At 68.5% G+C, this 26,435-nt stretch carries 24 protein-coding genes; 6 read left to right on the forward strand and 18 right to left on the reverse strand.

Annotated features, from left to right (window positions below; translation table 11 throughout):
• The first annotated feature begins 241 nt into the window (after positions 1–241).
• From K2R93_21550 to K2R93_21560, 3 genes are all read left to right on the forward strand, one after another.
• Positions 242–1,246, forward strand: coding sequence for an ornithine cyclodeaminase family protein (locus tag K2R93_21550; protein MBY0492435.1), 1,005 nt, complete (start codon positions 242–244; stop codon positions 1,244–1,246).
• Positions 1,239–2,198, forward strand: coding sequence for a pyridoxal-phosphate dependent enzyme (locus K2R93_21555; GenBank protein ID MBY0492436.1), 960 nt, complete (start codon positions 1,239–1,241; stop codon positions 2,196–2,198). Before K2R93_21550 ends, K2R93_21555 begins: the two co-directional genes overlap by 8 nt.
• Before the next feature lie 72 nt (positions 2,199–2,270).
• Entirely contained in the window at positions 2,271–3,098 is an 828-nt protein-coding gene (locus K2R93_21560; protein ID MBY0492437.1) for an alpha/beta hydrolase, read from the forward strand.
• On the opposite strand, the gene K2R93_21565 is transcribed toward K2R93_21560, so the two are convergent.
• Together K2R93_21565 and K2R93_21570 are read right to left on the reverse strand one after the other, a co-directional pair.
• On the reverse strand, positions 3,099–3,383 hold the full coding sequence (locus K2R93_21565; GenBank protein MBY0492438.1) for a hypothetical protein: 285 nt from the start codon (positions 3,381–3,383) through the stop codon (positions 3,099–3,101).
• 81 nt (positions 3,384–3,464) lie between these two features.
• Positions 3,465–3,878 carry a helix-turn-helix transcriptional regulator gene (locus tag K2R93_21570; protein ID MBY0492439.1) on the reverse strand — a complete coding sequence of 138 codons (414 nt, stop codon included), beginning with the start codon at positions 3,876–3,878 and terminating at the stop codon, positions 3,465–3,467.
• A gap of 128 nt (positions 3,879–4,006) precedes the next feature.
• Between K2R93_21570 and K2R93_21575 the strand changes: the two genes are divergently transcribed.
• Genes K2R93_21575 through K2R93_21585 form a run of 3 tightly spaced genes read left to right on the forward strand, consistent with a single transcriptional unit; the run spans position 4,007 to position 6,177 of the window.
• Complete coding sequence (locus tag K2R93_21575; GenBank protein MBY0492440.1) at positions 4,007–4,777, forward strand: type 1 glutamine amidotransferase domain-containing protein; 771 nt, start codon at positions 4,007–4,009, stop codon at positions 4,775–4,777.
• A gap of 11 nt (positions 4,778–4,788) precedes the next feature.
• Positions 4,789–5,505 carry an alpha/beta fold hydrolase gene (locus K2R93_21580; GenBank protein MBY0492441.1) on the forward strand — a complete coding sequence of 239 codons (717 nt, stop codon included), beginning with the start codon at positions 4,789–4,791 and terminating at the stop codon, positions 5,503–5,505.
• Positions 5,506–5,517: 12 nt separating this feature from the next.
• Positions 5,518–6,177: an NADPH-dependent F420 reductase gene (locus tag K2R93_21585; GenBank protein MBY0492442.1), complete on the forward strand. Its 660-nt coding sequence runs from the start codon at positions 5,518–5,520 to the stop codon at positions 6,175–6,177.
• Positions 6,178–6,193: 16 nt separating this feature from the next.
• On the opposite strand, the gene K2R93_21590 is transcribed toward K2R93_21585, so the two are convergent.
• The 16 genes from K2R93_21590 to K2R93_21665 all read right to left on the reverse strand — a co-directional run bounded on the left by K2R93_21590 (position 6,194) and on the right by K2R93_21665 (position 26,415).
• Positions 6,194–9,310: an efflux RND transporter permease subunit gene (locus K2R93_21590; protein MBY0492443.1), complete on the reverse strand. Its 3,117-nt coding sequence runs from the start codon at positions 9,308–9,310 to the stop codon at positions 6,194–6,196.
• On the reverse strand, positions 9,307–10,437 hold the full coding sequence (locus tag K2R93_21595) for an efflux RND transporter periplasmic adaptor subunit (GenBank protein ID MBY0492444.1): 1,131 nt from the start codon (positions 10,435–10,437) through the stop codon (positions 9,307–9,309). The genes K2R93_21590 and K2R93_21595 overlap by 4 nt, the downstream gene beginning before the upstream one ends.
• Positions 10,437–11,666 carry a TolC family protein gene (locus tag K2R93_21600; protein ID MBY0492445.1) on the reverse strand — a complete coding sequence of 410 codons (1,230 nt, stop codon included), beginning with the start codon at positions 11,664–11,666 and terminating at the stop codon, positions 10,437–10,439. Before K2R93_21600 ends, K2R93_21595 begins: the two co-directional genes overlap by 1 nt.
• Positions 11,667–12,710 carry a hypothetical protein gene (locus tag K2R93_21605; GenBank protein MBY0492446.1) on the reverse strand — a complete coding sequence of 348 codons (1,044 nt, stop codon included), beginning with the start codon at positions 12,708–12,710 and terminating at the stop codon, positions 11,667–11,669.
• A 179-nt stretch (positions 12,711–12,889) separates the two neighbouring features.
• A complete protein-coding gene (locus K2R93_21610) occupies positions 12,890–13,792 on the reverse strand; it encodes an alpha/beta hydrolase (protein ID MBY0492447.1) in 903 nt (300 codons plus the stop codon).
• 109 nt (positions 13,793–13,901) lie between these two features.
• Positions 13,902–15,377, reverse strand: a complete 1,476-nt coding sequence (locus tag K2R93_21615; protein MBY0492448.1) for a hypothetical protein — start codon at positions 15,375–15,377, stop codon at positions 13,902–13,904.
• 83 nt (positions 15,378–15,460) lie between these two features.
• The gene (locus K2R93_21620) at positions 15,461–15,847 is read right to left on the reverse strand and encodes a hypothetical protein (protein MBY0492449.1); all 387 of its coding nucleotides are present in this window, start codon (positions 15,845–15,847) and stop codon (positions 15,461–15,463) included.
• Positions 15,847–17,472, reverse strand: a complete 1,626-nt coding sequence (locus K2R93_21625; protein ID MBY0492450.1) for a serine/threonine protein kinase — start codon at positions 17,470–17,472, stop codon at positions 15,847–15,849. The genes K2R93_21620 and K2R93_21625 overlap by 1 nt, the downstream gene beginning before the upstream one ends.
• 27 nt (positions 17,473–17,499) lie before the next feature.
• Positions 17,500–18,537 carry a proline iminopeptidase-family hydrolase gene (locus K2R93_21630; protein MBY0492451.1) on the reverse strand — a complete coding sequence of 346 codons (1,038 nt, stop codon included), beginning with the start codon at positions 18,535–18,537 and terminating at the stop codon, positions 17,500–17,502.
• Positions 18,538–18,598: 61 nt separating this feature from the next.
• Positions 18,599–20,596 (reverse strand): S9 family peptidase, encoded by a 1,998-nt coding sequence (locus K2R93_21635; GenBank protein MBY0492452.1) that lies wholly within the window; start codon positions 20,594–20,596, stop codon positions 18,599–18,601.
• Positions 20,597–20,630: 34 nt separating this feature from the next.
• Positions 20,631–21,494, reverse strand: a complete 864-nt coding sequence (locus tag K2R93_21640) for a hypothetical protein (GenBank protein MBY0492453.1) — start codon at positions 21,492–21,494, stop codon at positions 20,631–20,633.
• A gap of 5 nt (positions 21,495–21,499) precedes the next feature.
• Positions 21,500–21,952 carry a cytochrome c gene (locus K2R93_21645; protein ID MBY0492454.1) on the reverse strand — a complete coding sequence of 151 codons (453 nt, stop codon included), beginning with the start codon at positions 21,950–21,952 and terminating at the stop codon, positions 21,500–21,502.
• An 8-nt stretch (positions 21,953–21,960) separates the two neighbouring features.
• Positions 21,961–23,952: a pyrroloquinoline quinone-dependent dehydrogenase gene (locus K2R93_21650; protein ID MBY0492455.1), complete on the reverse strand. Its 1,992-nt coding sequence runs from the start codon at positions 23,950–23,952 to the stop codon at positions 21,961–21,963.
• The gene (locus tag K2R93_21655) at positions 23,949–25,325 is read right to left on the reverse strand and encodes a hypothetical protein (GenBank protein MBY0492456.1); all 1,377 of its coding nucleotides are present in this window, start codon (positions 25,323–25,325) and stop codon (positions 23,949–23,951) included. The genes K2R93_21650 and K2R93_21655 overlap by 4 nt, the downstream gene beginning before the upstream one ends.
• Positions 25,322–26,146 (reverse strand): hypothetical protein, encoded by an 825-nt coding sequence (locus K2R93_21660; protein ID MBY0492457.1) that lies wholly within the window; start codon positions 26,144–26,146, stop codon positions 25,322–25,324. Before K2R93_21660 ends, K2R93_21655 begins: the two co-directional genes overlap by 4 nt.
• 65 nt (positions 26,147–26,211) lie before the next feature.
• Entirely contained in the window at positions 26,212–26,415 is a 204-nt protein-coding gene (locus K2R93_21665; protein ID MBY0492458.1) for a hypothetical protein, read from the reverse strand.
• Positions 26,416–26,435 lie beyond the last annotated feature (20 nt).

The following is a 26,435-nucleotide window of genomic DNA, read 5'->3' on the forward strand; positions in this document are numbered from 1 at the left end:
CTGACCGACTCGCTCCCGGCTCCGCGAGTGTTACCCATCATCCCGGTCCAAGCGTTACCGATCATCCCGGCTGAACAGAGTCACCCCCGAGAGATCAGGGGGCAGGACTCAGGCGGAAGCGCTCAGGACCGCGTGCCGTCCTGACCTCCTCCCCCTGACGTTCTTCACCCTGAGCTCTCAGGGGGTACTCAATTCTGACCTCCGCCCTCCGAAAATCCCGCCCCGCTCGCAGATTGTCCGCATGCCCACGCTCATCCTCTCCGCCCAGGACATCCGCGACCTCCTCCCCATCGACGCCTGTATGCGCGTCATGCATCAGACCCTCGTGTCGCTCGCCGAGGGCGAGGCGGTGCAGCCGTTGCGCAGTATCCTGCGTTCGCCGGCCAACAATGGGGCGCTCGGCGTCATGCCCGGGTGGCTGCCGGGGCTCGGGATGATGGGGCTCAAGGATGTCAGCGTCTTCAGCGGCAATCGCGCGGTGGGGCTCGAGAGTCACATCGGCGTCGTGCTGCTGCACGAGACCACCCATGGGCGGCTGGTAGCCATTGCCGATGCGAGCGAGATCACGGCGATTCGCACCGCCGCGGTGAGTGGGGTGGCCACGCAGGCGCTCGCCCGTGACGACGCCGGCGATCTCGCCATCCTGGGCTCGGGGACGCAGGCCGAGACGCATCTCGCGGCCATGCGCGTGGCACGCCCGCTGCGGCGGGTCCGGGTGTGGAGCCGCTCCGCCGACAACGCGCGGACCTTCGCGGCCCGCATGACGGCGCGGCACAGTCTCACGGTGGAGGTCATGCCATCGGTGCGCACGTGTGTGGACGGCGCCGATCTCATCTGCACCACCACGGCGGCCAAGGAGCCGATCCTCGACGGCATCTGGATCGCCCCCGGGGCCCACATCAACGCCGTGGGGTCGAGCGTGGCCTTTGCGCGCGAGCTCGATACGGCGGCGGTGGTCGTGTCGCGACTCTTTGTCGATCGCAAGGAGAGTACGATCCACGAAGCCGGTGACTACCTGTTTCCGCTCAAGGAGCGGGCGATCACCGAGGCACACATCGTGGGCGAAGTGGGGGACGTGCTGCGTGGGACGCTCACCGGTCGCACCAGTGCGGCCGACATCACCCTGTTCAAGAGTCTCGGGTTGGCGGTGGAGGATATCGCCGCCACGCACTACGTGTACGAACAGGCCCGGGCGCTCGGCCGCGGCGTGGCGGTGGAGATCGGTGGACAGCGCACGCATGACTGATCACGCGGAGACGCTCGATCTGGCGGCCATCGAAGCCGCCGCCGCGCGCCTGCGGGGCGTGGCCGTGCGCACGCCGCTGGTCCGCTTGCCGGTGGAGGACACGCCGGCCGAGATCTGGCTCAAGCTCGAAACGCTGCAACCGATCGGCGCCTTCAAGATTCGTGGCGCGGCGAACGCGATGGCGCTGGCGTCGGCCGACGAGCTGGCGCGTGGGGTCTACACCTGCAGCGCGGGGAACATGGCACAGGGCGTGGCGTGGATGGCCCGCGCGCGCGGGGTCCCCTGCACCGCCATCGTGCCCGATCACGCGCCGCAGGCCAAGATCGACGCGATCACGCGCCTCGGGGGCACCGTGATTCGCGTGCCGTTTGCCGAGTGGTGGCAGGTGATGATGACGCACTACTATGCGGGAATGGATGGGCTGTTCATTCACCCGGTGAGCGACCCGCGGGTCATGGCCGGCAATGGGACGATTGGCCTCGAGATTCTCGAGGACCTGCCGGATGTAGACACCGTGGTCGTGCCCTATGGCGGCGGCGGGCTCGCCTGCGGCATCGCGACCGCGCTGCGCGCGCGGCGTCCGCAGGCCCGTGTGCTCGCCAGCGAGGTGGAGACCTCGGCGGCCTTCAGTGCGGCGCTGGCGGCCGGTGCGCCCGCCAGCATCACGTACACCCCCACCTTCGTGGACGGGATCGGCAGTGCGCGCGTGCTGGACGAGATGTGGCCGCTGGCGCAGTCGCTCCTGGCGGGCTCGTGCGTGGTGTCGATCGACGACATCCGCGTGGCCATTCGGCAGCTCGCGACGCGCGTCCGCGTCATCGCCGAGGGCGCCGGGGCGTCGAGTGTCGCTGCGGCGTGCCGTGGGATGGCCGGTGGTGGCCGGGTGGTGTGTGTGGTGAGCGGCGGCAACATCAACGTGCAGGTGCTGTCCGAGATTCTCGCCGCGGCATGAAGCCGCGGCCATTCGTTGCCGCAGCACGCGAGTCTTCCGAAGGGACGAACCAGCGAGAGATTGCTTGGTATCGTGCCCTCCATCCTCGAGACCCTTCGCGTCAGGGAACGCGCCGGCACCGCCGGTGCCGACGCCCCTGTGGTCGTGCTCGCCAACGGCTTCTGCACGACGACCGCCTCGTGGGACGCCGTGGCGGCGACGATCCCCGCCGCGTGGCGCGTCATTCGCTTCGATTACGCGGGCTCAGCGGGCACGCCCCCGGACGCGTGGATCCCCGGGCGACACACCACGCTTGCGGGACACGCGGCGGATGTCGTCGCAATGCTGCGCGCGCTGGACGTGCGCGAGGTCGTGTTCGTCGGCCACTCCATGAGTGCGATGATCGGTGGCCTCGTCTGGAAGACCGCACCGGATCTCGTCGCCCGGCTGGTGATGCTCGGCGCTTCGCCGCGCTACATCGACGATGTGGGCTACTGGGGCGGCTTCACGGCGTTGCAGATCGAGGCGCTGGTGGAAGCGGCGTCGATCGATCTCGAACGCTGGATCGCCGGCTTCGCGCCGATCGCCCTTGGCGAGCACGCCACGCGCGCCCATCTGGATCACTTCATCGGCAACCTGCTCGAGATGCGTCCGGATATTGCGCTCGACATGGTGCGCCTCGTCTTTCAGCTCGACATGCGGGCGCTCATTCCGCAGATCACCTGTCCGGTGGACCTGCTGCAGAGCCATTTCGACGCGGCGGTGCCGCCCATCGTGGGTGTGTGGCTGCAGAAGCGGCTTCCCCAGGCCACACTCGACGTGCTCCCCGTGAACGGGCATGTGCCGCAGATGACGCACCCCGGAGTCGTCGCCGAGCGTCTGTCGGCCATTCTCGGGCGACAGCTCGCGGCGAAGCGCTGACTACCGCGGGAACGCGGGCTTAGGCGTGCCGACGCGCGCCAGCACGTCCGGCGGAATGGCGTAGGTCTCGATGATGGGCGTGTGGTCGTTGAGGCCGCACGCTTCGCGGACGACGAAGTACCGCCATACCGCGTCGGCCGCGGCGTGAAGCATGTCGGTGTGCACCGCAGCGTTCTCGGCGGGGGCCGCCGCGTACGCCGCGAGCGCCTGTTCGACGTCGCGGCCCAGCTTGCCGAACATCGCGGCGCTGTCGGCGCGGAGGTAGGTGTCGGGGAGCGTGGACACGAGACGGGGGGGAGGGCGGGAAGACGTACGGCGGGAAGACGTACGGCGGGAAGACGTACGGCGGGAAGACGTACTGCGGCTTTAGGCGGTGGCTTCGCGTTTGGCGGCGGCGCGTTGGCGGCGGGCGTGGAGGGCGGCGAGGGTGGCGCCGTGACGCTCGACCCATTCGCAGAGGCCGGCCAGCGGCTCGTTGATGCTCTCGCCCATGGGGGTGAGCGAGTACTCCACGCGCGGCGGGACCACGGGGTACACCTTTCGCTCGACGAGGCCCGACAGTTCGAGCATGCGCAGCGTTTGCGTGAGCATCTTCTGCGAGACACTGCCGAGGGCGTCCTTGAGCTCTCCGGTGCGCCGCGTGCCGCGCGAGAGCTCATGAATCACCGGGATCGTCCACTTGTCGGCGAGCAGCGTGATGACGAGCGTGCTGCCGGGAAAGCGCAGAAAGAAATCGGTGGGCGAGGCCGCACTGGCAGCGCGCTTGACGGGGCGAGGCATGAGAAGCCGAGTGGATCCATAGGCACCAATTGGTACCTATGGAAGTTTCAGGTGCGTTCTTGTTGCGGACTACCGTACAATGCTAGCGTGGCGGTCAACACACCAGACCACCCTGACCCGCCCGCGCCATGAGTCTCCGCAACAGCAATCCGCTCCAAGCCACCCGTCGCAAACGCATCGCGCTCGTGTTGGCCAATCCCGCCGTCTCCACCACCACCGGGTGGCCGGTGGGCTTCTGGTGGAGTGAGCTCACTCATCCCTACTACGAGTTCACCGAACGGGGCTACGAGGTGGTCCTCTTCAGTCCGGCAGGCGGTGCCGTCGTGGCCGATGCCTACAGCGACCCGCGGGATCCGAGCGGCTATTCCGCCTCGGACCTGATCAGCATGGGGTTCATCCACACTCCGGCGCTGGCGGCCCTGATCGAGACGACCACGCCCATCAGCGCCCTCGACATCGAGACCTTCGATGCCATCGTCGTGGCCGGTGGCCAGGCGCCGATGTTCACCTTTGCGAACACGCCGGCGCTGACCGACCTGTTCGTGCGCTTCTACGAACGCGGCAAGGTGGCCGCCGCGCTTTGCCACGGCACCGCGCTGTTGCGCGACGCCATGCTCGCCGACGGCACGCCGCTCGTGCGCGGCAAGACGGTCACAGGCTTCGCGAACGTCGAAGAGGACTTCGCGGACGAGGCGGTGTGGGCGATGGGCGCCCTGCCCCGTGATCGGCATGTCATGCCCTGGCGGATCGAGGATGCGCTCAAGGCGCTCGGCGCGAACTACATCCAGGCCGGCCTCTGGCGCCCCTTTGCGGTGCGTGATGGCAATCTGGTGACCGGTCAACAGAATTTCTCAGGCGCCGAAACCGCGCGCGCCGTCATCGAGGCGCTCGGCGCCTAGGAGTCTTCCGCATGTCGACGTTCGTATTGGTGCATGGCGCGTGGCTCGATGCCACCTGTTGGACGCCGGTCGCGGCGCGGTTGCAGGCCGCTGGCCATACGGTGCGCACCCCGGATCTGCCCGGGCACGGTGCCGATTCCACGCCGCTCGCCGGCCAGACGCTCGAGGCGTACACGGCGCGCGTGCTGCGCGAGGTCGATGCCGCGGCGGAACCGGTCGTCCTCGTGGGGCACAGCATGGGCGGCATCGTGATCTCGTCAGTCGCCGAGCAGCGCCCGGAGCGCGTGCAGCGACTGGTGTATGTCGCCGCGTATCTGCTCGGTGCGGGCGAGACGATTCGCGATCAGCAGGATGCCGCCTCGCAGGTGCCCCCGGCAATGCGCCCCGCAGCCGACTGGTCCACGATTGGCATCGACCCGGTGCTCATGCCCGCGCTGTTCTTCCACGATGTCGCCGACACGGTCGCGGCGCCGTTGATCGCGGGGAGCCGCGCCGAGGCCACCGCCCCGTTCGGCACCCCGCTCACGGTGAGCGATGCGCGCTGGGGCCGGGTCCCGCGGAGCTACGTGACCACCACCCTCGACCGTGCCGTGACGCCGGCGCTGCAGGCGCAGTTCCTTGCGGCCCGGCCGTGCGCGCCGGTAATTGCGATGGAGACCGGGCACGCGCCCTTCGCCGCGCAGCCCGACACGCTGGCCGCGCATCTGCTGGCGCTGGCTGTCCTTTAATTCGGAGTGCGCATGCAGATTGCGATTCTTGGCAGCGGTATGGTTGGCGGGACGCTCGGCCTGCGCTGGGCCGCCCTCGGCCATGCGGTGACCTTCGGCACGCGCGATCCCTCGCGCGGGACGGGTGCCATCAAGGGGCTCGATGCCTCGGCGCCACTGCCACCGCATGTGCGCGTCGCGTCCATCGATGATGCCGTGCGCGACGCCGATGTGGTGGTGCTGGCAACGCCGTGGAATGCCGTAGCGCCGCTGGTCACTACCCAGGCAGCGGCACTCGCCGGCAAGGTGCTGCTCGACGCCACCAATCCGCTCGGACCAGGCTTCGCGCTCCAGCACGGGGCGCAGGGTGAGTCGGGTGCCGAGCAGGTGCAGGCGCTCGCTCCGCAGGCTCGGGTCGTGAAGATCTTCAATACCACCGGCTACGCGAACATGGCCGAGCCGCGGTATGCGGGCGAGGCGAGCGTGATGTTCTCCGCCGGCAATGACGCATCGGCCAAGGACGTCGCCGCCGAGTTGGCCACGTCGCTCGGATTTGAGTGCATCGATGCCGGCCCTCTCACGCGTGCACGCCAGTTGGAGCATCTGGCCGTGTTGTGGATTACCCTCGCCTACGGCGGTCCGGGTCAGCCTGGGCTGGGGCGTGATTTCGCGTTTCGGGTGGTCCGCCGCTAGCGCGCGTGTTCGGTGTTCAGTGACTTGCGTGCGCCGCTTCGGTCGGCACGCGCCAGCCACGCCCGCGCACCGCTACCAGCAACACGGGCACCACGAACAGCGTCACCGGCGTGGAGAGCGCCAGCCCGCCGATGACCGCGAGGGCGAGCGGCTTCTGCAGCTCACTGCCGGCGCCGATGCCAAGCGCGAGCGGCAGCAGCCCGAAGAGCGTGCAGAGCGTGGTCATGAGAATCGGGCGCAGCCGCACGCGCGCGGCGTCGCGAATGCCCGTCTCGAGGTCCACATCGGCCTCGTGCATGCGGTGCCGCGTGAAGTCGAGCAGAATGATGCCGTTCTTCACAATGAGGCCGACCAGCAGAATGAGCCCCATGAAGCTCGACACATTGAGCGCCGTGCCGGTGGCGAGCAGCAGGAGGAGAGCGCCCACGAATGACAGTGGTGCAGCCAGCAGCACCACTAGCGGCTCGGCGAACGAGCGGAACTGGAGCAGCATCACGGCCATCACACTGAGCGCGGCGAGCGCCAGCACCAGCAGCAAGGCGCGAAATGCTTCCTGCTGACTCGCATATCGGCCGCCCACCTCCACGCGAATACCGGCGGGCGCGGGATGTGCCGCGAGAATCGCGCGCACCTCGCGCATCACATCACCCAGGGACCGGTTCTCGACACCCGCCGTAATGGCGACCAGCTGCTGCTGATTCTCACGCAGATACTCGCTGCGCACATCGGCCGCATGAAAGGTCGCGAGGGCCGACAGCGGCGTCGCCTGTTTGGTGAGGGGCGACACCACCGGTAAGGCGGCCAACCGTTCGGCATCGAGCCGCACCGCGTCCGGCGCGCGCACTCGGACGGCAATCGCCCGATCGTCGAGCCGTACCTCGCCCGCCGCAACACCCAGCAGCGCGCTGCTCACCGCGGCGCCCACATCGGTGGGGCTCAGCCCCAGCCGCGCCGCCTCGGGGCCGCGGACCGCCATGGCCAGTTCGGCAGCCGGTTCGGGGATCCCGCCGTAGTAGTCCTCGAGTCCCTCCACCTTCGCCACCAGCGGGCCGATCACCTTGGCGTAGCCCTCGAGCTTGGCGAGATCCGATCCGAAGAGTTTGATCTCCATGGGGCGCGAGGACCCCGACAGGTCGTCGAGCACATCACTCAGAATCGGCACGAACTCGGTCCGCACGCGTGGCACGGCTGCCGCCACCTTGCCGCGTACCTCGTCGATGACTTCCTCGATGGAGCGGTCCCGTTCGGCGCGTCGCTTGAGGCGCACACTCATGTCGCCGCGATTCTGCTCGGTGGCAAAGAGCCCCAGTTCGGCGCCCGTCCGCCGCGACACGCTCTCCACTTCAGGCGTGCCGGCCAGAATCCGCTCCACGATATGGAGCTGACGATCGGTCTCGGTGAGCGCGGTCCCGCCGGGCGTCCAGTAATCCAGAATGAACGAGCCCTCGTCCATCTCCGGAAGAAATCCGGTGCCGACGCGCAGATACGCCACGGCACCGCCCGCGACAAGCAGGGCGGCCGCGCCGATCATGAGCCCGGGGCGATGCAGCAGGCGACCCAACAGATCGGCATACCGATCAGAGATCCGGTCAATGGCTCGCCCCAGGCGCGCCAGTATTCCGGGCGCCACCGTCGACGCCTGCTCCAGCTCCGCATCGCGTGCGGTCAGAAACTGCGCCGCCAGCAGGGGAATGATCGTCACCGCCAGCACCAGCGACACGAGCACGCAAATCGTGAGCGTGAGCGACAGCGCCGCAAAGAACTGGCCGGCGACTCCCTCCAGCAGCCCAAGCGGCAGAAACACGACTACCGTGGTGAGCGTGCTCGTGGTCACGGGCCACAAAATCTCGCCCAGCGCATCGCGGACGGCGGCGGTGCGGTTGCGGGTCATGTGCAGATGCCGCACCACGTTTTCAGTGATGACTACCGAGTCGTCGATCACCAGGCCAATGGCAATGGCCATCGCACCGAGGGTCATCAGGTTGAACGTCTGCCCGGCGAGCCGCATGACGAACACACTCACCGCGAGCGTGAGCGGAATGGAGGCCGCGCTGATGGCCGTGATGCGCAGATGGCGCAGGAAGAGCAGCAGGATGACGACCGCCAGGGCCGCGCCGATGAGCATGGCGTCGCGCACGGAGGTCATGGCATCTACCACCAGCGAGGCCTGATCATACACGGGGGTGAGGTGCACCCCCGGCGGCAACGTGGGGGCAATGGCCTGCACGGCCAGCGCCACGCTGTCCCGTACGGCCACGGCGTTCCCGCCAATCTGACGCGTGACGTTGATGAGCGCGGCGGGTTTGCCGTCGCCCGCGACCAGTCGCACATGGTCTTCGGTACCCGGCACGACCGTGGCTACGTCGCGCACGCGGAGCGTTCCGCGGACGGCCACGTTCGCGATATCCTCCACCGAATGCGCTTCCTGCGCGGTGATCACGAGGTACTGCTTGTAGTCCCGCGCCACGCGTCCAATGGCGTCGACCTGAATCCCCGCCTTGATGGCCTGCGCCAACGCGTCATACGTCAGCCCCGCCGCCGCGAGCCGCGCCGGGTCGGCAATGACCTCGATCTCCCGGACATCGGTACCCTGCACGTCCACGCGCCCCACGCCCGGAATGCGCGACAGCACCGGCTTGATCTGATAGCGGGCGATGTCGTACAGCGTCGCGGCATCGCCGCCTTCAAGATTGTAGTTGAGGATCGGAAACAGGCTCGGCGTCAGCCGCTCGATCTCGATCTGCAGATCGGCAGGGAGATCGCCGCGAATCTGCTCGACTCGCGTCCGCACCAGCTGCAGCGCCGTCTCCATGTCGGTGCGTTCCGTGAACGTCACGTTGATCTCGCTGGCGCCGCGAATACTCCGACTCTTCACCCGCACCACACCGGGGACGATGCTGACCGCCTCCTCGATGGGGCGAGTGATGCCAAAGATCACCTGGCGCGCGCCGAGGCTCGATCCCTGGGCCACGATCGTGACGCGCGGAAAGGTGAGCTCGGGATAGATCGCGCTCGGCAGGCGTGTGGCCGCCCATACCCCGGCGAGGCTCAGCAGCGCCACGAGCAGGTAGATGAGCCGTCGCTGCGACGCGAGGACATCAAACAGCGAGAGGCGGCGAAGCGGGAGATTCACTTCTTCACCGGCGCCACCCTGGCCCCGTCATCCATGCCGTACGCCCCGCCGGTCACCACCTGCATGCCAGCGGTAAGCCCCTCGCGAATCCACACACCGGTGGCTGATCGCCCGCCTACCTGCACATCGGTCGCGTGCGCCACCCCAGCGCTGTCCACCACAAAGACGCGATACCCTTCGCCGTTCGGCACCAGCGCCTCGGTGGGCACCACCAGCGCGTTCGCGTGCGTTCCGAGCCCAACCCGCCCCACCAGCGTTTCGCCAAAGCGCAGCGGGCGCTGCCGCGTGCGGATCGCGACCCGGACGAACACCCCGCCGGCCGCGCTGTCCACCGCCGCCCCCACATCGGCCACGCGCCCGGTCGCGACCGCGGTGCCTTCCGGCGCGCCAGCGCTGCCGCCACTGAAGAGCGTCACGGCACCACCGGTGCGCACCCGCGCCACATCGCTGGGAGAGACGGTCAGCAGCACATCCTGCGCATTGGGGTCGGCCACTTCGACCAGCGGTTGACTGGGGTCGACGCTCCCGCCGAGCACCGCCAGCTGCCGCGTCACCACGCCCGCGAAGGGGGCGCGCAGGACCGCCAGTTCGCGGGCGCGCCGCGCGTTCACCGCGGCGGCCTGGGCGTTCGCGACGTCGGCCTGCGCGGCTTCCGCCTCCTTGCGCGGCAACACTCCCGCGTCCGCCAGGCGCTGCGCGCGCACCAGCGCCTTCTCGGCGACTTCAAGCGCCCGATCGGCTCCAACCTTCGCGGCTTCGAACGGCGCGACCTCGAACTCCACCAGCATCGCGCCCGCGGCCACCGACTGACCGACGATCGCGCCGACCCGCGCCACGCGCGTCGGCGCCGGTGCCGCGAGTTGGGCGACGCGCCCGGGATGCGCGACCACCGCCCCCACCACGTCGAGCGTCTCATCGAAACTCGTCTGCTGTACCGGCACCACGGTCGCCGCGACGACGGCCTGCACTTTCGGTTCGTCGCCCGCCGGTTCGGCGCTCGGTGCAGCGGCCGCCGCCTTGGCGTCGGCCGTATCGGCGGTGGCCTGCGCCGGCTCGCGCGTGGTGCACGCTGCCAGCAGCAGCAGCGCACTCCATCGGATCCGACAGGGGAATTGCGGGAGTGCCATCACGGCCGAGCCGGTTCGCTGAAGGTGAGCAGGTGGACGAGTCCCGCGGCGATCTGCGCGGCCGCGACATCATCGAGATACTGGGCGCGGGCCTCGCGCGCCGCACGCTGCGCTTCGAGTACCGCCGGCAACGTGGCGGCGCCTTCCTGATAGGCGAGCAGCGACAGCGCGGCGACGCGTTCCGCGTTCCCCTGCAACTGGCGGCTGCGGGCCACCCGCGCAGTGGCTACCGCGAGGGCGCGCGTCGCGCGCGCCACCGCGGCCGCGAGTTCACTCTCGGCGAGCCGCAGCGAGGCTTCGGCGCGGCGGCGCTGCGACTCCGCGAGCGCCACCGCCGCGCGATTGCGGTTGAAGAGTGGCAGCGGCAACGCCAGCCCGAAGCTGGGCAGCAGGCTCGAACCGGTCCCGTTCGGATCACGCGTCTCATAGCCCACCGAGAGCGAGGTCCCCGAAATCACACTGCGTTGCTGAAACGTCACCGCGAGTTGCGCCGCACGCAGATCTTCCTGCGCCGCCCGCATCAGCAGCGGCGTGCCTGATTCAGGCGTGAGCGCTGCCGGCGAGGGCGCCAACGTGTCGGTGAGGGCAATGGTCACCTCCGCCGCCGTCAGCCCCATGAGGGATTGCAGCGTCAGCAGCAGACTCGTCGCATCGAGTGAGTCGGCACTCGCGGCGCCGGCGAGCTGCCCCGCCACGACGGTGGCCAGCTGAACATCGAATTCGCTCGCATCACCGGCGTCGCGCCGAAGCCGTGCGAGTGTGAGCAGCGAGTCGGCGTCGCGCGCCGACTGCGCCGACAGCGCCTGCCGCGCGATGGCGACCTGCGCCCGCGTGTACATGGTGTCCACATCGTACGCCACCGCTTCGCGCTCGAACTGGAAGCGCTGGTCGGCTGCGACGAGTGCCGCCTGCGCGACGCCTACCCGCGCGCGGCGAATCCACGGCAGGTCCACCGGCACATCGAGCGTGTAGTGCTCACGCGGTGCGCTCCCGGTGTATTGGCCGCCCAACAGCGGATTCTCGAACTGCCGGGCGATAGCGAGCGTCGCGCCGGCCGCGCTCGAATCGGCACGCGCGATGCGCAGTCGCGCGCCGGCACCACGCGCGCTCGCAATGGCATCGGCGCGGGTGACCGGGCGAACGGTCTGCGCCTCGGCGCTCCGCCGGGGAACACCGAGGCTGACGAACGTGACCAGAAGGGCGAGTCTTCGCGTGCCGCGACTCGGCAACTACTTGGACTCCACCACGAGGACCCCGAACGAGCCGGGGACGACGGGGGCGCGCGCCGGGCGGCCGCCCGCGGGCGTCTCGGGCGCCGGCCCGTAGTCCACCGTGGCGAGATAGAGCCGGTGCGTCTTCGGATCGAGCGCCATGGTGCGGGAGCCGCGCTTCGTGGCGACGGTCGCGACCGCGGTGTACCTGTCGGCACTCTCCTGGCGGACCACGCTCACCGTGCCATCGCCACCGTTCGAGGCGAAGACGAGCTTGCGATCGGCGTCATAGGTCGCCGCATCGACGCCCGGGCCGATCGGCACCATCGCCACGACCTTGCCGGTGCTCGGATCGCTCACGGCCATCTGCTTGTTGCCGCACACCGAGAACAACCGGTTGTTCGCGCGATCGAGCGCCAGCCCCGACGGCCCTTCACACCCCGGCAACCAGTAGCGCTTCACTTCCTTGAGCGTCTTCGTGTCGATCACGGCGATCTGGCCGGTATCGCTTTCGAGATTCACGAAGAGCAGCCCCTTGCCGTTCGTCTGCGCGAACTCGGGCTTCACGCCGAGCGGGATGGTCCCGTCGACCACGCCGGTTGCGGCATTGATGGCGGTGGCGTTGAGCCCGCGGCCATTGAAGGTGAAGATCCGCTTGCTCGCGGCGTCGTAGTGAATCGCATCCGGATTGGCCCCCGTCACCTTCACCGTGCTGATGACCGCGAGCGTCTTCAGGTCGAAGATCGTGACGGTGGTATCGCGACCGTTGCTGGTGAAGCCGCGGCCCAGTTCGGGCGCGATGGCCACGCCGTGAATGCCGTTGGTGTTGGCGAGCGTGCCGACCACCGTCTCCTTCGCGAGGTCCACCACGACCATCGTGTTGCCATGCGACTGATAGAGGCGGTCGCCATCGATAGTCGTGTAATCCCACCCGCCCTCGCCGCCGATGGCGATCTTCCGCGAGAGCTGGTAGGTCGGGGCTTGGGCCGCGAGAGTCGCCAGAGGGAGGCCCGCCGCAGCGGGAACCGTGGCGGCCAGGAGGAACAGCAGGGAGCGACGCATGAGTGGGCCCGGGGAGAGGTGGAACGGCTGTTCCAGTATGCCCTCCCCTTCCTGAACCGCAGATGACGGCCGTGCGGTACCGCTTGCGCCCAGTCCATGCGATTGGCGGCATCGGCGAAGCAGTCGTCAATGGCGCGCAATTCGCGGACGCGCGGGAGGCGCATCGCCGCGGCTTGGGGTCAGGGTTTCTGGCGATAGACGCCCAGCCAGGTGCGCACGGCGGCGAGCAGCGGCGCGGATTGCAGCTGTACGCTCCCATGGGTCCCGCCCTCGATGGTGACGAGCACCAGCGCGGGATTCCAGCGCACAAACTTCTGGAAATCCGGGAGAAAGGGATCCTCGGTCCCGACCACCCCGAGCAGCGGCACGGTCGTGATCGCGCGGACCTGCGCCTCGGTGATGGGGTGCCGACTCGATCCGCGGCTCGACGCCGCCAGCGCCTTGCTGTCCATGAGTGGATCGGCAAAACAGGCCGCACGCATCACCTGAAAGAGCGAGTCGGAAAGGGGCGGCGACCCCGGTGGCGACAGGCGGTTGACCTGACTGCGCGAGCGGCAGTCGGTGTCGCGCTCCCGCGCTTCGAGCTCGTACTGCTGCAGCAGCGCATCGGTCACGCTGATCCGCCCCGCCGCACCACCAAGGATCGCCGTGATGACGCGATCGGCGTGGCGGGTCAGCAGTTCGACGGTGACATGGGCGCCGTAGGAATACCCAAGCACATGCGCACGCTTGATCCTGAGGTGATCGAGCAACGCGATGACATCCTCCGGCAACTGCTGATCATAGGCCGCCGGATCGTGCGGCTTGCCGCTCTTGCCGCGCCCGCGCAGATCGATCGCGATGACGCGGTAGTCGCGCGCGAGGTCGGCGAGCATCCCATTCTGCTCCCACACGCGCCAGTTCTGGCTATCGCCATGGAGCAGCACGATGGGCGGCCCCTTCCCCGCGTCCACATAGTTGATGGGCACGACGGGACCGTTGAAGCGCTGCTCCACAAAGGGCTGCGCCTCACTCGGCCGGGCGCTCGCTGCCAGCAGCAGCGCGCTGGCGACGGCTCGCCAGCGTCTCGCCGTTGTTCTCATCCATTCTCCGCGCAGGGGTCGCCCAATTCTATCGCGCGACATCCTTTACGGCACGCGCCGATGAGGTGGGCGACTGCTCCCGCACGATCAGAACGGGATCAGCACGCGTTCAGAACGCGATCCGCACCGACGTGACCGGCCCAATCGACAGCTGCACTCGATCCTCCAGTCGACGCGACGCGCTCTGCATGATCCCGCGCAGCGGGCCGGCGTCCTTCACCGGCTTGATGATGTTGTCGGCGGCCAGGAGACCGAGCGCTCCGCCCAGACCCCCCATCAGCGCCGCGCCCTGCCCTTCCGCTTCGGCCAGCGCCGCCACGCCCCCACCCATCAGCGCACCGGCCAGTGCGCCGAGCTGCAACAGCGTGCCATCGGCCGCGGTGCGGTCGGCCGTGCGAACCATGCCGCGGTCGGCGGCCCACGCCCCCAGCAGCATGCCGGCCGTCCCCAGCGCGAAACGCGCCGGCGGCTTCGCACTCTCGCCCACGAACCCGGAGGTGGTCAGCCCGCCCAGGAGCGCACTCGTAAACACCGCCGTGACATCCCCCGCGGTGACGTTGTACGCCGCGCGGCGTGCATAGCGCGGCCCGAGCGCATAGCCGAGCACCTCGGCGCCGATCGCCGCACCGATGGTGACCTGCCCCGTCCCGCGAATGCGCGTATCGGTCGTGGTGTAACTGTTCGTGAACGTGCCGCCCGGCGTGACGGTGGTATAGGTCCGCAGTTCCTGCCGCCGCCGGAAGGCGTTGAGGCTCCCGCCGACCCCGAGGGTGGTGAGCGCGCCGAGATCGGCGAAGAGTCCGGCGCTCGCCGCTTCCCCGTCGGTCAGCCCCCGCGCCTGCTGAAAACCGGCCGCGGTGCCGATGAGTGCGCCGGCGAGAATCGGCGCGCCCCACTCCGGGCCACCGTTCGCGTTGTACATATTGGCGATGCCCAGGCCGGTGATCGCCCCACGAACGCCCCCATGCGCCGCCCGCGCCGCCTGCGCCCGCGTCACGGTTCGATGGCGCACGGTGTTCGCGGCCACGAAGAAGCTCGTGCCGGCTGCGAGGAAGTAGCCGCCAGCGGCGGCCGCGCCACTCGACTTGCTGAGCAAGGCGGCCGTGGCCGGACCATACGCGATCACCCCGAGCAACGTCTGATTGCGCACGAAGGCATTGCCGGCCGGCTGCGAGACCTCAAGGCTGCTGCTCACGCCAACGGGCCTGGTGCCCAACTTCCCCTGTGCGACGACGGCGACCTCCACGGCGCGCCGCAGCGCGGCGAAGTCACTGTCGGAGAGCGCGTAGCGATAGATCGCGCCGTCGGCGAGCCGCGCCACGAGCACGTACCCATCGCGACTGCTGAGAAAGAGCCGCGCCTCCTGATAAGCGCCGGTGACCGGCCACGTCGGTGGCACCAGGCCAAATCGCGAGACCAGCGATGGCGTGAGGACGAGCAAACGGCCGGCCGAATCGAACGGCACGACGGTTTCGACAATGGGCGCCGCCTGTGCCGCCACCGGCGACAGCGCGGGGGTGGCCGATGCACCAGCCACGACCAACGACAGCAGCAGCGCCACGCGGCGCGAACGATTCCGGATCATTGTGTCCCCAATGCGAGTGAATCGGGCGGGATGCGCCTCGGGTCCACTCCATAGATACTCGGCGGGCGGAGCCGCAGCAACGGTCAGGGACGAGACGCCCGCCATCGGATCAGCTTCGTCAGCAGCATGGCGACGAGCACCGCGGCGGCCTGCGCCAGCGGCAGAAACAGGAAGATCAGCGACGCGGTAGAGGATCCGCGAACGATCGACGGCCGGTACGCCGCGATGGAGGTCACGAGCAGCAGCAGCGCGACCGCGAGGTCCACCAACGCTACGCGCGGCAGTTCTTCACGTACTTGGCGTAGGAAGAACAGATGTGGGCCGGCCACGAGCCCCACCGCGATGATGGCGAACGGTGAGAGATTGCCAGCCAACAACACCAGGGCGCCCGAACTGACGGCCCCGGCGACGAGCACCACGGGCGTGACGGTCCAGCGCGTCTCCGCCGATGCGGACGCGTGCACGGGCATCAGGACTCTCGTGGACGACGGGTTTCGAGTGCGTCCACGCGCGCGGTGAGTTGTGCGACGTCGGCCGCGAGTCGCTCGAGGGAGGGTGTGTTCGCCGTCGCGGTCGGCACGGGGCGCGTCGTGACGGCCACGGGCGCCGGCCGCGTCGGCGGCGCCAGGGTCGCCACGCTCGCCGAGGCGGATCCGCGCGGCGCCGACCAGCGAAAGACGGCGTGGCCGATCGGCCCCAGCCACGTGAACGCGAACAGGCGCTGCGGAAAGGATCGACGGAAGGGCGAGGTGAGCAGAATGGCCATGGCCATGGCGCTGGCCAGCAGCGAGGCAAAAAACGTCACGCCGGCGACGTTGCCCGTCAGCTTCACATTGCCGTTGGCATCGGCCTGAGACCGCAGCATGACGAACACACTCCCCTGCCAGAGCAGCATCGCCCAACTCAGGATGACGCGGAATCGACGACGCTTCCTCAGCACCGGGTCCAGAGCCCGCCGCGCCCGCTCCTCGTCCTGCTCGGCGAGCGTCATCCCCAACAGCCGCTGCAACTCCGCTGCCGAGTAGCCCGCGCCGCGCAAGCGACGGATCTCACGCAGGGCATTCATGAAAATGACCCACGCGGTGGCCGCCACGACGAGGCCGATCGCGAGCACGTTGCCATTGCCGTTGCTCAGGATCATGGCCGTCCCCAGCGCCAGCATCGCCACCGCCGACAGCGCGCGCGTCGTGACCGACGACAGTTCGGTCGCGAGCAGTCGCACCGCGACCGGAATCTCGGCCGCCACCAGCTGCGTGGCGTCGAGCGCTTCCACCAATGCTTCGGCGGTCGCGTAGCGCGCCTCGGCCGACTTTTCGCAGCAGCGATCCACGACCGCCACCAGCGCCGGCGTCAGATCGGGGCGGAGCGGCCCGAGCGGTGGCACCGGCTCGGTGAGCTGCCGCACGAGAATGCGCTGCGTGCTGTCGCCACTCATGGCGGTGTCGCCGGTCAGCGCATACCACGCAACCAGCCCCAGCGAGTAGAGATCGGCGCGTCCATCGACATGATCGCCGGTCGCCTGCTCGGGGCTCATGTATTCCGGGGTGCCGACCACTTCGCCCACGCGCGTGAGCCCGGCCTTCGCGTCACTCACCGGCGTAATGGCGCGGGCGATGCCGAAGTCCATGACGAGCGCACGACCGGTCGCGCGCTCGATCATGATGTTGTCGGGCTTGATGTCGCGATGCACCACGCCTCGCCCGTGCGCATAGGCGAGCGCGTAGGCCACATCCTGCAGGAGGCGCACGACGGCGCGCTGCGACATCGGCCCCTCACGCGCGACCTTGGCGGCCAGCGATTCGCCTTCCACGAACCCCATCGCGAACGCCAACGCCTGTCCATGTTCCTCAACGGAGAACACCGGGACGATGTTGGGATGCGAAAAGCCGGCGGCCGTGCGTGTTTCACGCAGAAAGCGCTCGCGCAGTTCGGGGACCTCCGCCAGCGACGGCGGGAGCACCTTGAGCGCGACCGGCCGATCGAGGGAGCGGTCGCGCGCGAGGTATACCGTCCCCATGCCGCCGCGCCCGAGTTCACGCTCGAGGCGGTAGCGGTGTCCGAGGGTCTGCGTCAGGGCGGCGAGGTCGTCAGCCATTCGGCAATTATAGCACGCGGCGGGCCGTCATTTCCGCGCATCCACCTCACGGGCGAACGCGCGGACATCCCGCACGTTCGCCTCGGTGGCATCCCACGAGGTGATGTGCGACGCCCCGGCGTAGCGCACGAAACGGGCGCCCGGAATCATCTTCGCGTGGCGCTCGACGGTCTTTGGGCCCACCTCATCGAACTCGCCGGTCGTCACGAGCACCGGCACCTTGATAGTCGGGAGCACCGCTGTCTGGTCGTAGTTCTTGAGCGTGCCGGTCACCACGAATTCATAGGCGCCCTGCATGTAGACGTACTGCGGCTGGCCGTACATCGACATCGTGGAATCGAGGTCCACCTTGTTGGGCGTGCGGAACACGAAGCGCGCATAGAACTCATCGGACGCCGCCGTGAACCCGGGCGCCTTGTCGTTCCCATCGCGCTTCCACTGCGCCACCGCACGCTGCGCGGAATCGGAGAGCGTCTTCGTCCACGCCTCGGTCTCCTGCGCGTAGGCCTTCCAGTCAAAGACACTGCCACCGAACACGATGCCGGCGACATGCTCCGGGTGCGCCTTGTAGTACTCAAGCGCGAGCACCGTGCCCCACGAATGTCCGTTGAGGATCCATTGCTCGACGTGCAACGCGCGCCGTAGCGAATCGAGCTCCTCCACGAAGCGCGGAATCACCATCAGCGTCGTGTCGGTGAGCCGGTCGGACTTCCCCGCGCCCAGCTGATCGTAGCGAATGATGGGCCGATCGTCGCCCAGCGCTTCGAACGGCTTGAGATAGAAGCTGCCGGCCCCCGGTCCGCCGTGGATGAGCACCATGGGGAGCCCCTTCCCCTGCCCGGACTGCTTGTACCAGATGCGCCCGCCGCGCACCGGGAGCATCGCCTCGCCCGGGCCGAGCGCCGGCGTGGCGGCGGCTGCTGATGCAGCGGCTGGCGCGGGCTCGGCTGCCGCGGAGTCGGTGCGTGCCCGCTCGGTGGAGGCGCAGGCCGCCGCCGTCACCGCGAGGAACGGAAGGAGCAGGCCGCGGGTCGGCGCGAAGAGCGACGATGCAAGGCGAGACATGGAGAGCAATGGAAGAAAGAGAGAGGGCGCAGGCGGCGCAGACGGGCGTCTACCGCTCGCCTCAGAACTTGGGGTCGGCCTCACCCCAGATGTACTTGCCGAACCACGCGAGGTTGTGCTCCATCAGCGCTCGGCTCGACTTGGGGCGCGACGGCCCATGGCCGATGCCCTCGAAACCGCGATACACGATCAGCGTGCTCGGCACGCCCACATCCTGCAGGCCGCGATAGAGCTCGAAGGCGTTCGGCAGCGGCACGCGCTGATCGGTCGCCCCGTGCTGAATCAGCGTGGGCGTCTTGGCGCCCTTGATGTACGTCATCGGCGACGTCTTGGCGTAAATCGCCGGATCATCCCACGGCGTGGCCTTGAGGTACTGGCGGGTGAACGGCGTGATGTCGGTGTTGACGTAGTACGTCATCCAGTCGCTGATCCCGGCGCCGGCGCTGATCGCTTTGAAGCGGGCGGCATCGTGCGTGGTGAGGAACATCGAGATGTAGCCGCCCTGGCTCCACCCCATCGCGCCTACGCGCGCCGAATCGGCCAGGCCGGTCTGGATGAGATGATCGACCCCCGACAGCACATCCCACGCATCGCCGACGCCCAGGTTGCGCACGTTGAGCGACCGGAACTTCTCACCGTAGCCGGCGCTGCCGCGATAGTTCGGCTCGAGCACCAGCGCGCCCTTCGCCGTCCACAGATCGATCGGATAGGTCGTGGCGCTGCTGTAGGGAACCGGGCGCGACGTGCCGGTCGGGCCACCGTGAATGACCACGAGCAGCGGATACCGCTTGCCGGGCACGAAGCCGACCGGCTTGTGCAGCACTCCTTCGATCACCGCGCCATCCTTGCTCTTCCACGAGATCACCTCGAGGGCGCCCGTACGCCACCCGGCCGTGACGGCGCCCACATCCGACAGCTTGACCGGCTTCATGGTCGCGAGCGGCGCGGCATACACCTCCGGGAACGTGACGGGGTCGCTTGCCACGAACGCCGCCATGCTCGCGTCGCTGCTCAGGGTGAACGCCGATCCGGCCCACGCGTCGGTCACGGCGAACCGTGTGGTCTTTCGCGTCTGGGGGTCGAGCCCGAAGAGATAGCTCGACGTTTTAGCCGACGCCGAGAAGTAGATCGTGGAGCCGACCCACTTGATCAGCCCCGGATTCTCGTCGAACGCGGCGCTGAGATCGGTGATGGCGCCACCCGTCGCCGGCACGACGGCCACGTGGGCATTCGTGAAGAAGTACGACGGGCTCGCCAGCTGACTTTCGAACGCGATACGTGATCCGTCGGGCGACCAGATGGGGTTCGCATCCGGCCCGGCCTGCGTGACCAGCGGGCGGACGGTGCCCGTCGCCACCTCAACAACCGAGATGTCCGCCGACCCGCCGTTGGCGTTCGCGCCATTGATGCGATGATCGAAGGCGATCTGCTTGCCATCCGGCGACCAGCTGAAGCGGCCCACGGTGTACGCGCCACCCGTGATGCGGCGCCGCGCGTGCGTCGCGACGTCGAGCACCCAGAGATGCGTCATCCGGTAGCCGGCATCGATCACATCGAACTCGCCGAGCCGCGCCTCGCGCGCCTTGTCGTCGTCGCTGCGCGCATCGGCGTAGAGCACGGCGAGACTCTTGCCATCGGGCGCCCACGCAAACGCCCCCGGGCTGTCCTCACCCGTGGTGAGCTGCTCGGCTTCCCCGCCCCGCACATCCACCACATACAGCTGTCGGCGGTCCGTGCGATCGCTGGCGAACGCCAGGCGCTGTCCATCCGGCGCCCACGTGGGGTTCGTGCTCGACTTCCGCCCCCGCGTGAGCTGCCGCGCAGCGCCGGTGCGCACATCCGCCAGCCAGATGCTCGTGTCGTAGCTGTTCTGCTCCCAGTTCGTCTCGCGCACGGTGTACGCGACCCACTTGCCGTCGGGCGAGATCTCGGGAGAGCCGACGCGCTTGAGCGAGATGATCGCGTCGATGGTGGGGGTGGTGCTCTGCGCGGCGACCGGGGAGACGATCGGCGTCAGCAGACCAATCGACAGCAGGGTCAGGCGAGGTGTGATGCGCATGCAGGTGCTCAGTCGAAACGGGAAGTGAGGCGGGTTACTTCGCGTAGAGGAAGCGAAGGCCGCGACTGATCGTCGCCGGAATGACCGGATCATGTCGCTCGCCGGCGAAGCGGACCGTCTGCAGCGTCAGTCCCTCGTACTGATGTGCACGCAGCTGTTCCGCGAACGCTTCCGTGTCGGGGCCCAGACGCGTCTCCAGCTCACCCGCGGCCAGGAACACCTTCGCGGGCAGTGCACGATGCCGGGACGCGAACACGGACTCCGCCGCGAACATGGCCCGATTGTCCCACCACAGCGACGGACTCCCGGCGAGCACGCGGGAGAAGAAGCCCTCGCCCTGCAGCAGCGCGTACACGCCGAAGAGACCGCCGAGCGAGTGCCCGAAGAATCCGCGTCCGTCGGGACTGCCGTTGAACTCGCGCTCGATGTAGGGCGCCAGATCTGCCTTGATGAAGCGGAGAAACGCCGGGCCGCCGCCGAACCCTGCTGGCGGTGCCGCGCCTGAGGCTTTGGCCGACGCCGTCTCGGTGCGCAGGCGCGCCGAATCCACTGTGGGCGTCAAGTCCAGCCCGCGCGGCCCCAAGATCTCGGCGATCGTCCGATTCGGCGTGTCGTAGCCAATACCCACAACAATGAGCGTCGGGATGTCGCCATCTTCAGCGGCCAGCCGCGCCGCTTCCACCACGGTGAAGAACTCCGCATTGGCATCCACCGCGTACAACACGGGATACGGCCCCTGCTCCCGACGATAGCCTTCGGGGAGAGCCACCCAGATCCGGTACGGCCGTCGCGTTTCACTCGATGCCATCCGCAACGAGACGGAGTACGGAAGCGAGACCGGCTCGGTGTGTGGGTGCGGCGTGCAGGCGAGGAGCGCGATCGCCGCGCTGAGCATCATCCGCCTCATGGAGCGTCCGTAGCCGGCTTCGGCACCACAAACCGCACCCCATGCAACGCCCCGTTCTCGTGCGTCAGCTCCGCACTCCCCGCCGGAAAGCCGTTGTACTTGAGCACGAACGCAATCACATCGGTGACCATCGCCTTGCTGTACACGCCCGGCGTGTCTGTGGGCATGGCGGTCTGAATGCGCTCATGCAGCGCATCGAGCAGTTGCCCGTTCCAGGCGCTCGTGAACGCGCTGCCGGTGAGCGCCGGCGCGGCATCGGCACCGGTGAGCTCCGCCGCGTGGCAGCGGGCGCACTCCTTGGCGTAGGCCTGCTGCCCGCGCTCGGCCTGCGCCGTGGTGTAGACGCTGTCCCAGACGGTGCGCTCCTGGGGCAATGTGCCGCCACCGGCGGTGCGAAACGCCGCGGCCACCGGCAGCAGCAGCGCGGCGCCGGCGATCCATCGGGACACGCGACGACTCACCGGCGCGCGACCGGCAGGCGATACGCGATGTACTCCCCCGAGTACGGGCCACCGCTCACCGCCACCACGAGGTACTGCTTGCCGTCCACGACATAGGTCATCGGCGAGCCACTCTGCGGCGCGGGCATCGCCACGGCGCCGAGCTCCTTGCCCGTGGCCTTGTCGTACGCGCGCAGCATCGCGGCGCGCCCGCGCGGCGCCACGTTGGTCACTTCGGGATCGCCGGCAATCACCAGCGTCTTGGTGACGAGCGTCCCCACACTCCCCGACTGGCCGGTGCGCGGAATGGTGAGCCCCTTGAGCGCGTCGTGCGTGCGGATGGCGTCGGGCGTTTCGCCGTGCGGCACCTGCCAGGCGATGTCACCTGTCTTGAGATCGATCGCGGTAATGGTGCCATAGGGCGGCTTGAGCAGCGGCAGCCCCTGCACCGTGAGCCCGCCCCGCGGCGCGCCGGGCGCAAAGCCGCGCACCCACTTCATGTCCGACTGCCCCGGCTGTGGCGCTACGAGGCCGAGCGGGCTCGGCGAGTTGTTCGACGCCGAGAGGTACACCATCTGCGTCTCCGGATCGTAGGAGCCGCCGGGCCAGTTGCTCCCGCCATTCGTGGGCCCGTTCGACAGCGTGGCCAACGGCCCCTCCGCCTTGCTCACCACCGGCGGCGTGAAGATCGGCCCGAGCTTGTACTTCGCGGCAACCTGACGGCCCGCATCCTTGAGCGCCGGCGTGAAGTCGATGAGGTCATCCAGCGTGACGCCGTTGCGCGCGTATGCCGCCGGCTTGGTGGGGAACGGCTGCGTGGGCGCGTACCACTCGCCCGGTACATCGCCCTTCTCCACCGGCTTCTCTTCGAACGGCCACACCGGCACGCCGGTCACGCGGTCGAACACATACAAAATCCCCTGCTTGGTCGGCAGGGCGACGGCTTTGATCGGCTTCCCGCCCACGGTGATATCGGCAAGGATCGGTGACGCCGCGAGATCGAAGTCCCAGATGGGATGATGCACGATCTGGTAGTGCCACTTCTTCTTGCCGGTCTTGAGATCCAGACAGACCAGACTTTCGCCGTACAGGTTGTCGCCGGGACGATGGCCACCGTAGTAGTCACCGGTGGGGCTTTCGATGGGGAGATAGACCAAGCCGAGTTCTTCGTCGGCGGCGACCTGCGTCCAGACGCCCGTGTTGCCGGCATCAGCCGCCGAGTTGTTGAGCCAGCTGTCGTATCCCGGCTCGCCCTTCCGCGGCACGGTGTGGAAGCTCCAGAGCCGCTTGCCGGTGCGCACATCGAAGCCGCGGATGTCGCCCTTGTTGTTGCGGAAGCTCTTAGGCGTGCCGCCTTCGCGGAACGCGGCGCCAATGATCACCACATCGCGCGCCACCACGGGCGCTCCCTGATAGCCGATCTCGCCGGTGGTGAGATCGGGGAGAATGGGGTCGTCCATCTCCTTCTTGAGATCAACCACGCCGTTCACGCCGAAGCTCTTCACCAGCGCACCCGTCTTGGCATCGAGCGCGATGAGGCGATAGCCCGGCGTGGTGTACAGGATGCGCGCGTCCTTGCCGTCGCTCCAGTAGGCGAGTCCGCGCCCCGAAAGCGGACGCGGCGCCGCGGCCCCGCGCTCGGCTTCGTTCTCGCTGTGCATCCACAGCAGCTCACCCGTCGCCGCATCGAGCGCGACGACCGCGCGGCGCGTGCCACCGGTGGTGTACAGCACACCGCCCACCATGAGCGGCGTGCCTTCGAGCTTGAACTCCGGCCGCGGCCCCAGCGCATCGGTCTTGAAGCGCCACGCCACTTCGAGCGTGTTGAAGTTGGCGCCGGTGATCTGATCGAAGGGCGCGTAGCGCGACCCCTTCGTATCGCCACTGTAGCTGGGCCACTCCCCCTTGGCGGTGGACATGGGCGCGCGCTGCGCGAAGGCAGCTGGCGCCGCGAGCGCCAGGAGTACGGCGGCCGCGCGCAGGCGCGGCGTGGTGACCAACGACATCATGGACGACTGGGGCTCGGCGTGGCAGCGGCCTTCTTGGCGTTCTTCGCCGCGCGGGCGGCGACGAGTTTGTCGAATTCATCCTGTTCGAGATACGTCACATCGATCCAGTTGTGCGCCATCTCGTCCACCGTGCGATCCCCCCAGCCCACCCACTGCGCCGGATCGGGATTGTTGGGGTTCGCCGCCGTGTTGTCGTGCCACGCGGTGAAGATGAGCGTCGTGCCCTTGGGGAGCAGCGGCGCCGCTTCGCTGGCGTAGATGTAGTTGATGTGCCAGTTCCACTGGAAGTTGCTGACCTGGCTGATCACTTCCGTCTTGCCATCGGGATACACCGCCTCGAGCGCCATCGCCTTGCCGCGCATGTGCATGTGCGGCTGGAAATTCTCGAGGCGCCCGGGCGCCGGCATCACATAGTAGTTCTGCGTGATCGTCTTCTCGTTGGGCGGGATGTCGAGATCGCGACCACGCGAGAGGTCGAACATGCGCAGCACCGTGCGATGCTGCGGCACGAAGCCCTTCGGGTAGAAGTAGATCGCCATCTCCACCTGGCTGTCGGCGATCTCCTCACCGATCGCATGGTAGTGCACTTCCCAGCGGATCTTGGAGCCGGGGAGCATCAACTTGCCGGCATCGGCCGGGAAGATCTGCCCCGTCTTGCCCACCGCCCACTCCATGAACAGGCCGGCATTGCTCTGATGCTCGTGCGCCGTACTCGCGAGCCCCGTCACGCCCTGTTCCGGCTGGAGCAGATAGGCGAGCACGTGATGCACGATCTTGCGGTCGTGGTCGCGGACCGGCTTGATCTCAATCGCGCGCACCCAGCGCTGCTCGGTGAGGCCCGTCTCCACTTCGGGACGGAACCACTTGTCCTGCGTCCGCGCGGCCAGCGTGTACGGCTTGCTCTTGATGATCAGATCGGGCTTGCCGAGCTTCTCGGCGAGCTGCCAGCGATTGGGATCGGGGAAGGTGCGCGCGGCCGGCAGGTCCGCCGGATTGCCGAGCGGCGCTCCGGCATCGGCCCAGCGGCTGATGGTGCTCACCTCGGCGTCGGTGAGGCTCCGATCGTTCGCGAACTGCTGAATGCCCACCGTACGATCGATATGCCAGGGGGGCATCAGGCGCTGTTCGACCTTGGCCTTGATGCGACGCGAGTACTTCTTGGCGTCATCGTAGGTCAGCAGCGACATCGGCGCGATGGAACCCGGCTGATGGCACTCCTGACAGCGCGCCTGAAAGATCGGGGCGACGTCTTTCGCATAGGTCGGCACGTTGGCACCGGCCGCGGTGCCAGCACTCGCGACCGTCTGCGCGCTCAGCGCGCGCGCCGCGAGGGTGATCAACAGCCCCGCCGGAATTCCTCGACGCATGCTCATGGCGTAACCCTCACGGTGACAAAGGCGTTGGTCCAGCAGCATTGCGAGTGACCGGCCGTGCTGGCGGCGGCATCACCCGCGCGCACGCGCACGAGGTACGTGCCGGGCGCCGAGAAGGTGGCGGTGGTGGTGCCGGTCCCGCCGGTGGGCGTGAGGCGGCTGGTCGGCGTGGAGAACGTCACGGTGCCGGGTCCCTGGTGCTTGTACCAGCTCAGGTCCACCGGCGTCTTCGTGGCGCCATCGTCGGTGGCCAGGATCGTGAGCGCAGTGGGCACCCCGACTTTCGCGTCGACCGGCCCGCCCTTCACGCCGCCGGGGCCCCGCCCCTCCGGCGTGCTCGCACTCCAGCGCAGCGCGGGCGGGGTGTTGTTGGCGCTCGCCTCCCCTTCGATGGCGTCGATCTGCCAGTCGGGGTTGAGGCTTCCGGGAATGGCCGTCTTCTGACCGCGCGAGATGAGCGTCCAGGTGACCTTGGCCTTGGGGTCGAAGTTCGCCGGGACCACGACCGTGAACACGCCCCAGTTGCGCCGCGGGGCGAAGTGCGTGGGCTGCCCCTGATTGGGCTCCCCGGGCGACACGAAGTTGCTGTCGCCCACCGCGATCTCGACGCGCTCCTTGTCGTTGCGATTGAAATAGCCGAACGACAGCGAATACGTGCCGTCGGCATTCCGGTACCAGCCTTCAAAGACGGGCGTCACGGACTGCCCGCTCGGCGCGAGCGGCGCGAGCGAGCGTTGCGCGCTCGCGGGCGCGCTACCAAGCACAAGGCACAGACCGCCGACGAGGGTCGACGGGGACCACGGGTAACGCGGACGGGGCACGCGGACTCCGGGAGGGTGGGAGATGGGGAGAAGTTCCGCCCCAACCCGGGGGCCCGCAAGACGAATCAGCGTCCCGGCAGGCTTTCGTCCAGATCGAAGAATTCCACCCGTTTGCACCGCGGGCAGCGATACACGTCGAGGGGAAACACGCCTTCGGTCACGTCAGCCCACTCGCCCAGCAGGAGGTGCCATCCGCCGGAGGTGCCACCGACTCGGATGGGGACCTGGCCGAGGGAGTCCATGGGGGTGCGGCAGGCAGCGCAATTCATGTGGGCATTCCCGTGCGAAG

The sequence above is a fragment of the Gemmatimonadaceae bacterium genome (assembly GCA_019752115.1).
In the GTDB taxonomy this organism is placed as follows: domain Bacteria; phylum Gemmatimonadota; class Gemmatimonadetes; order Gemmatimonadales; family Gemmatimonadaceae; genus Gemmatimonas.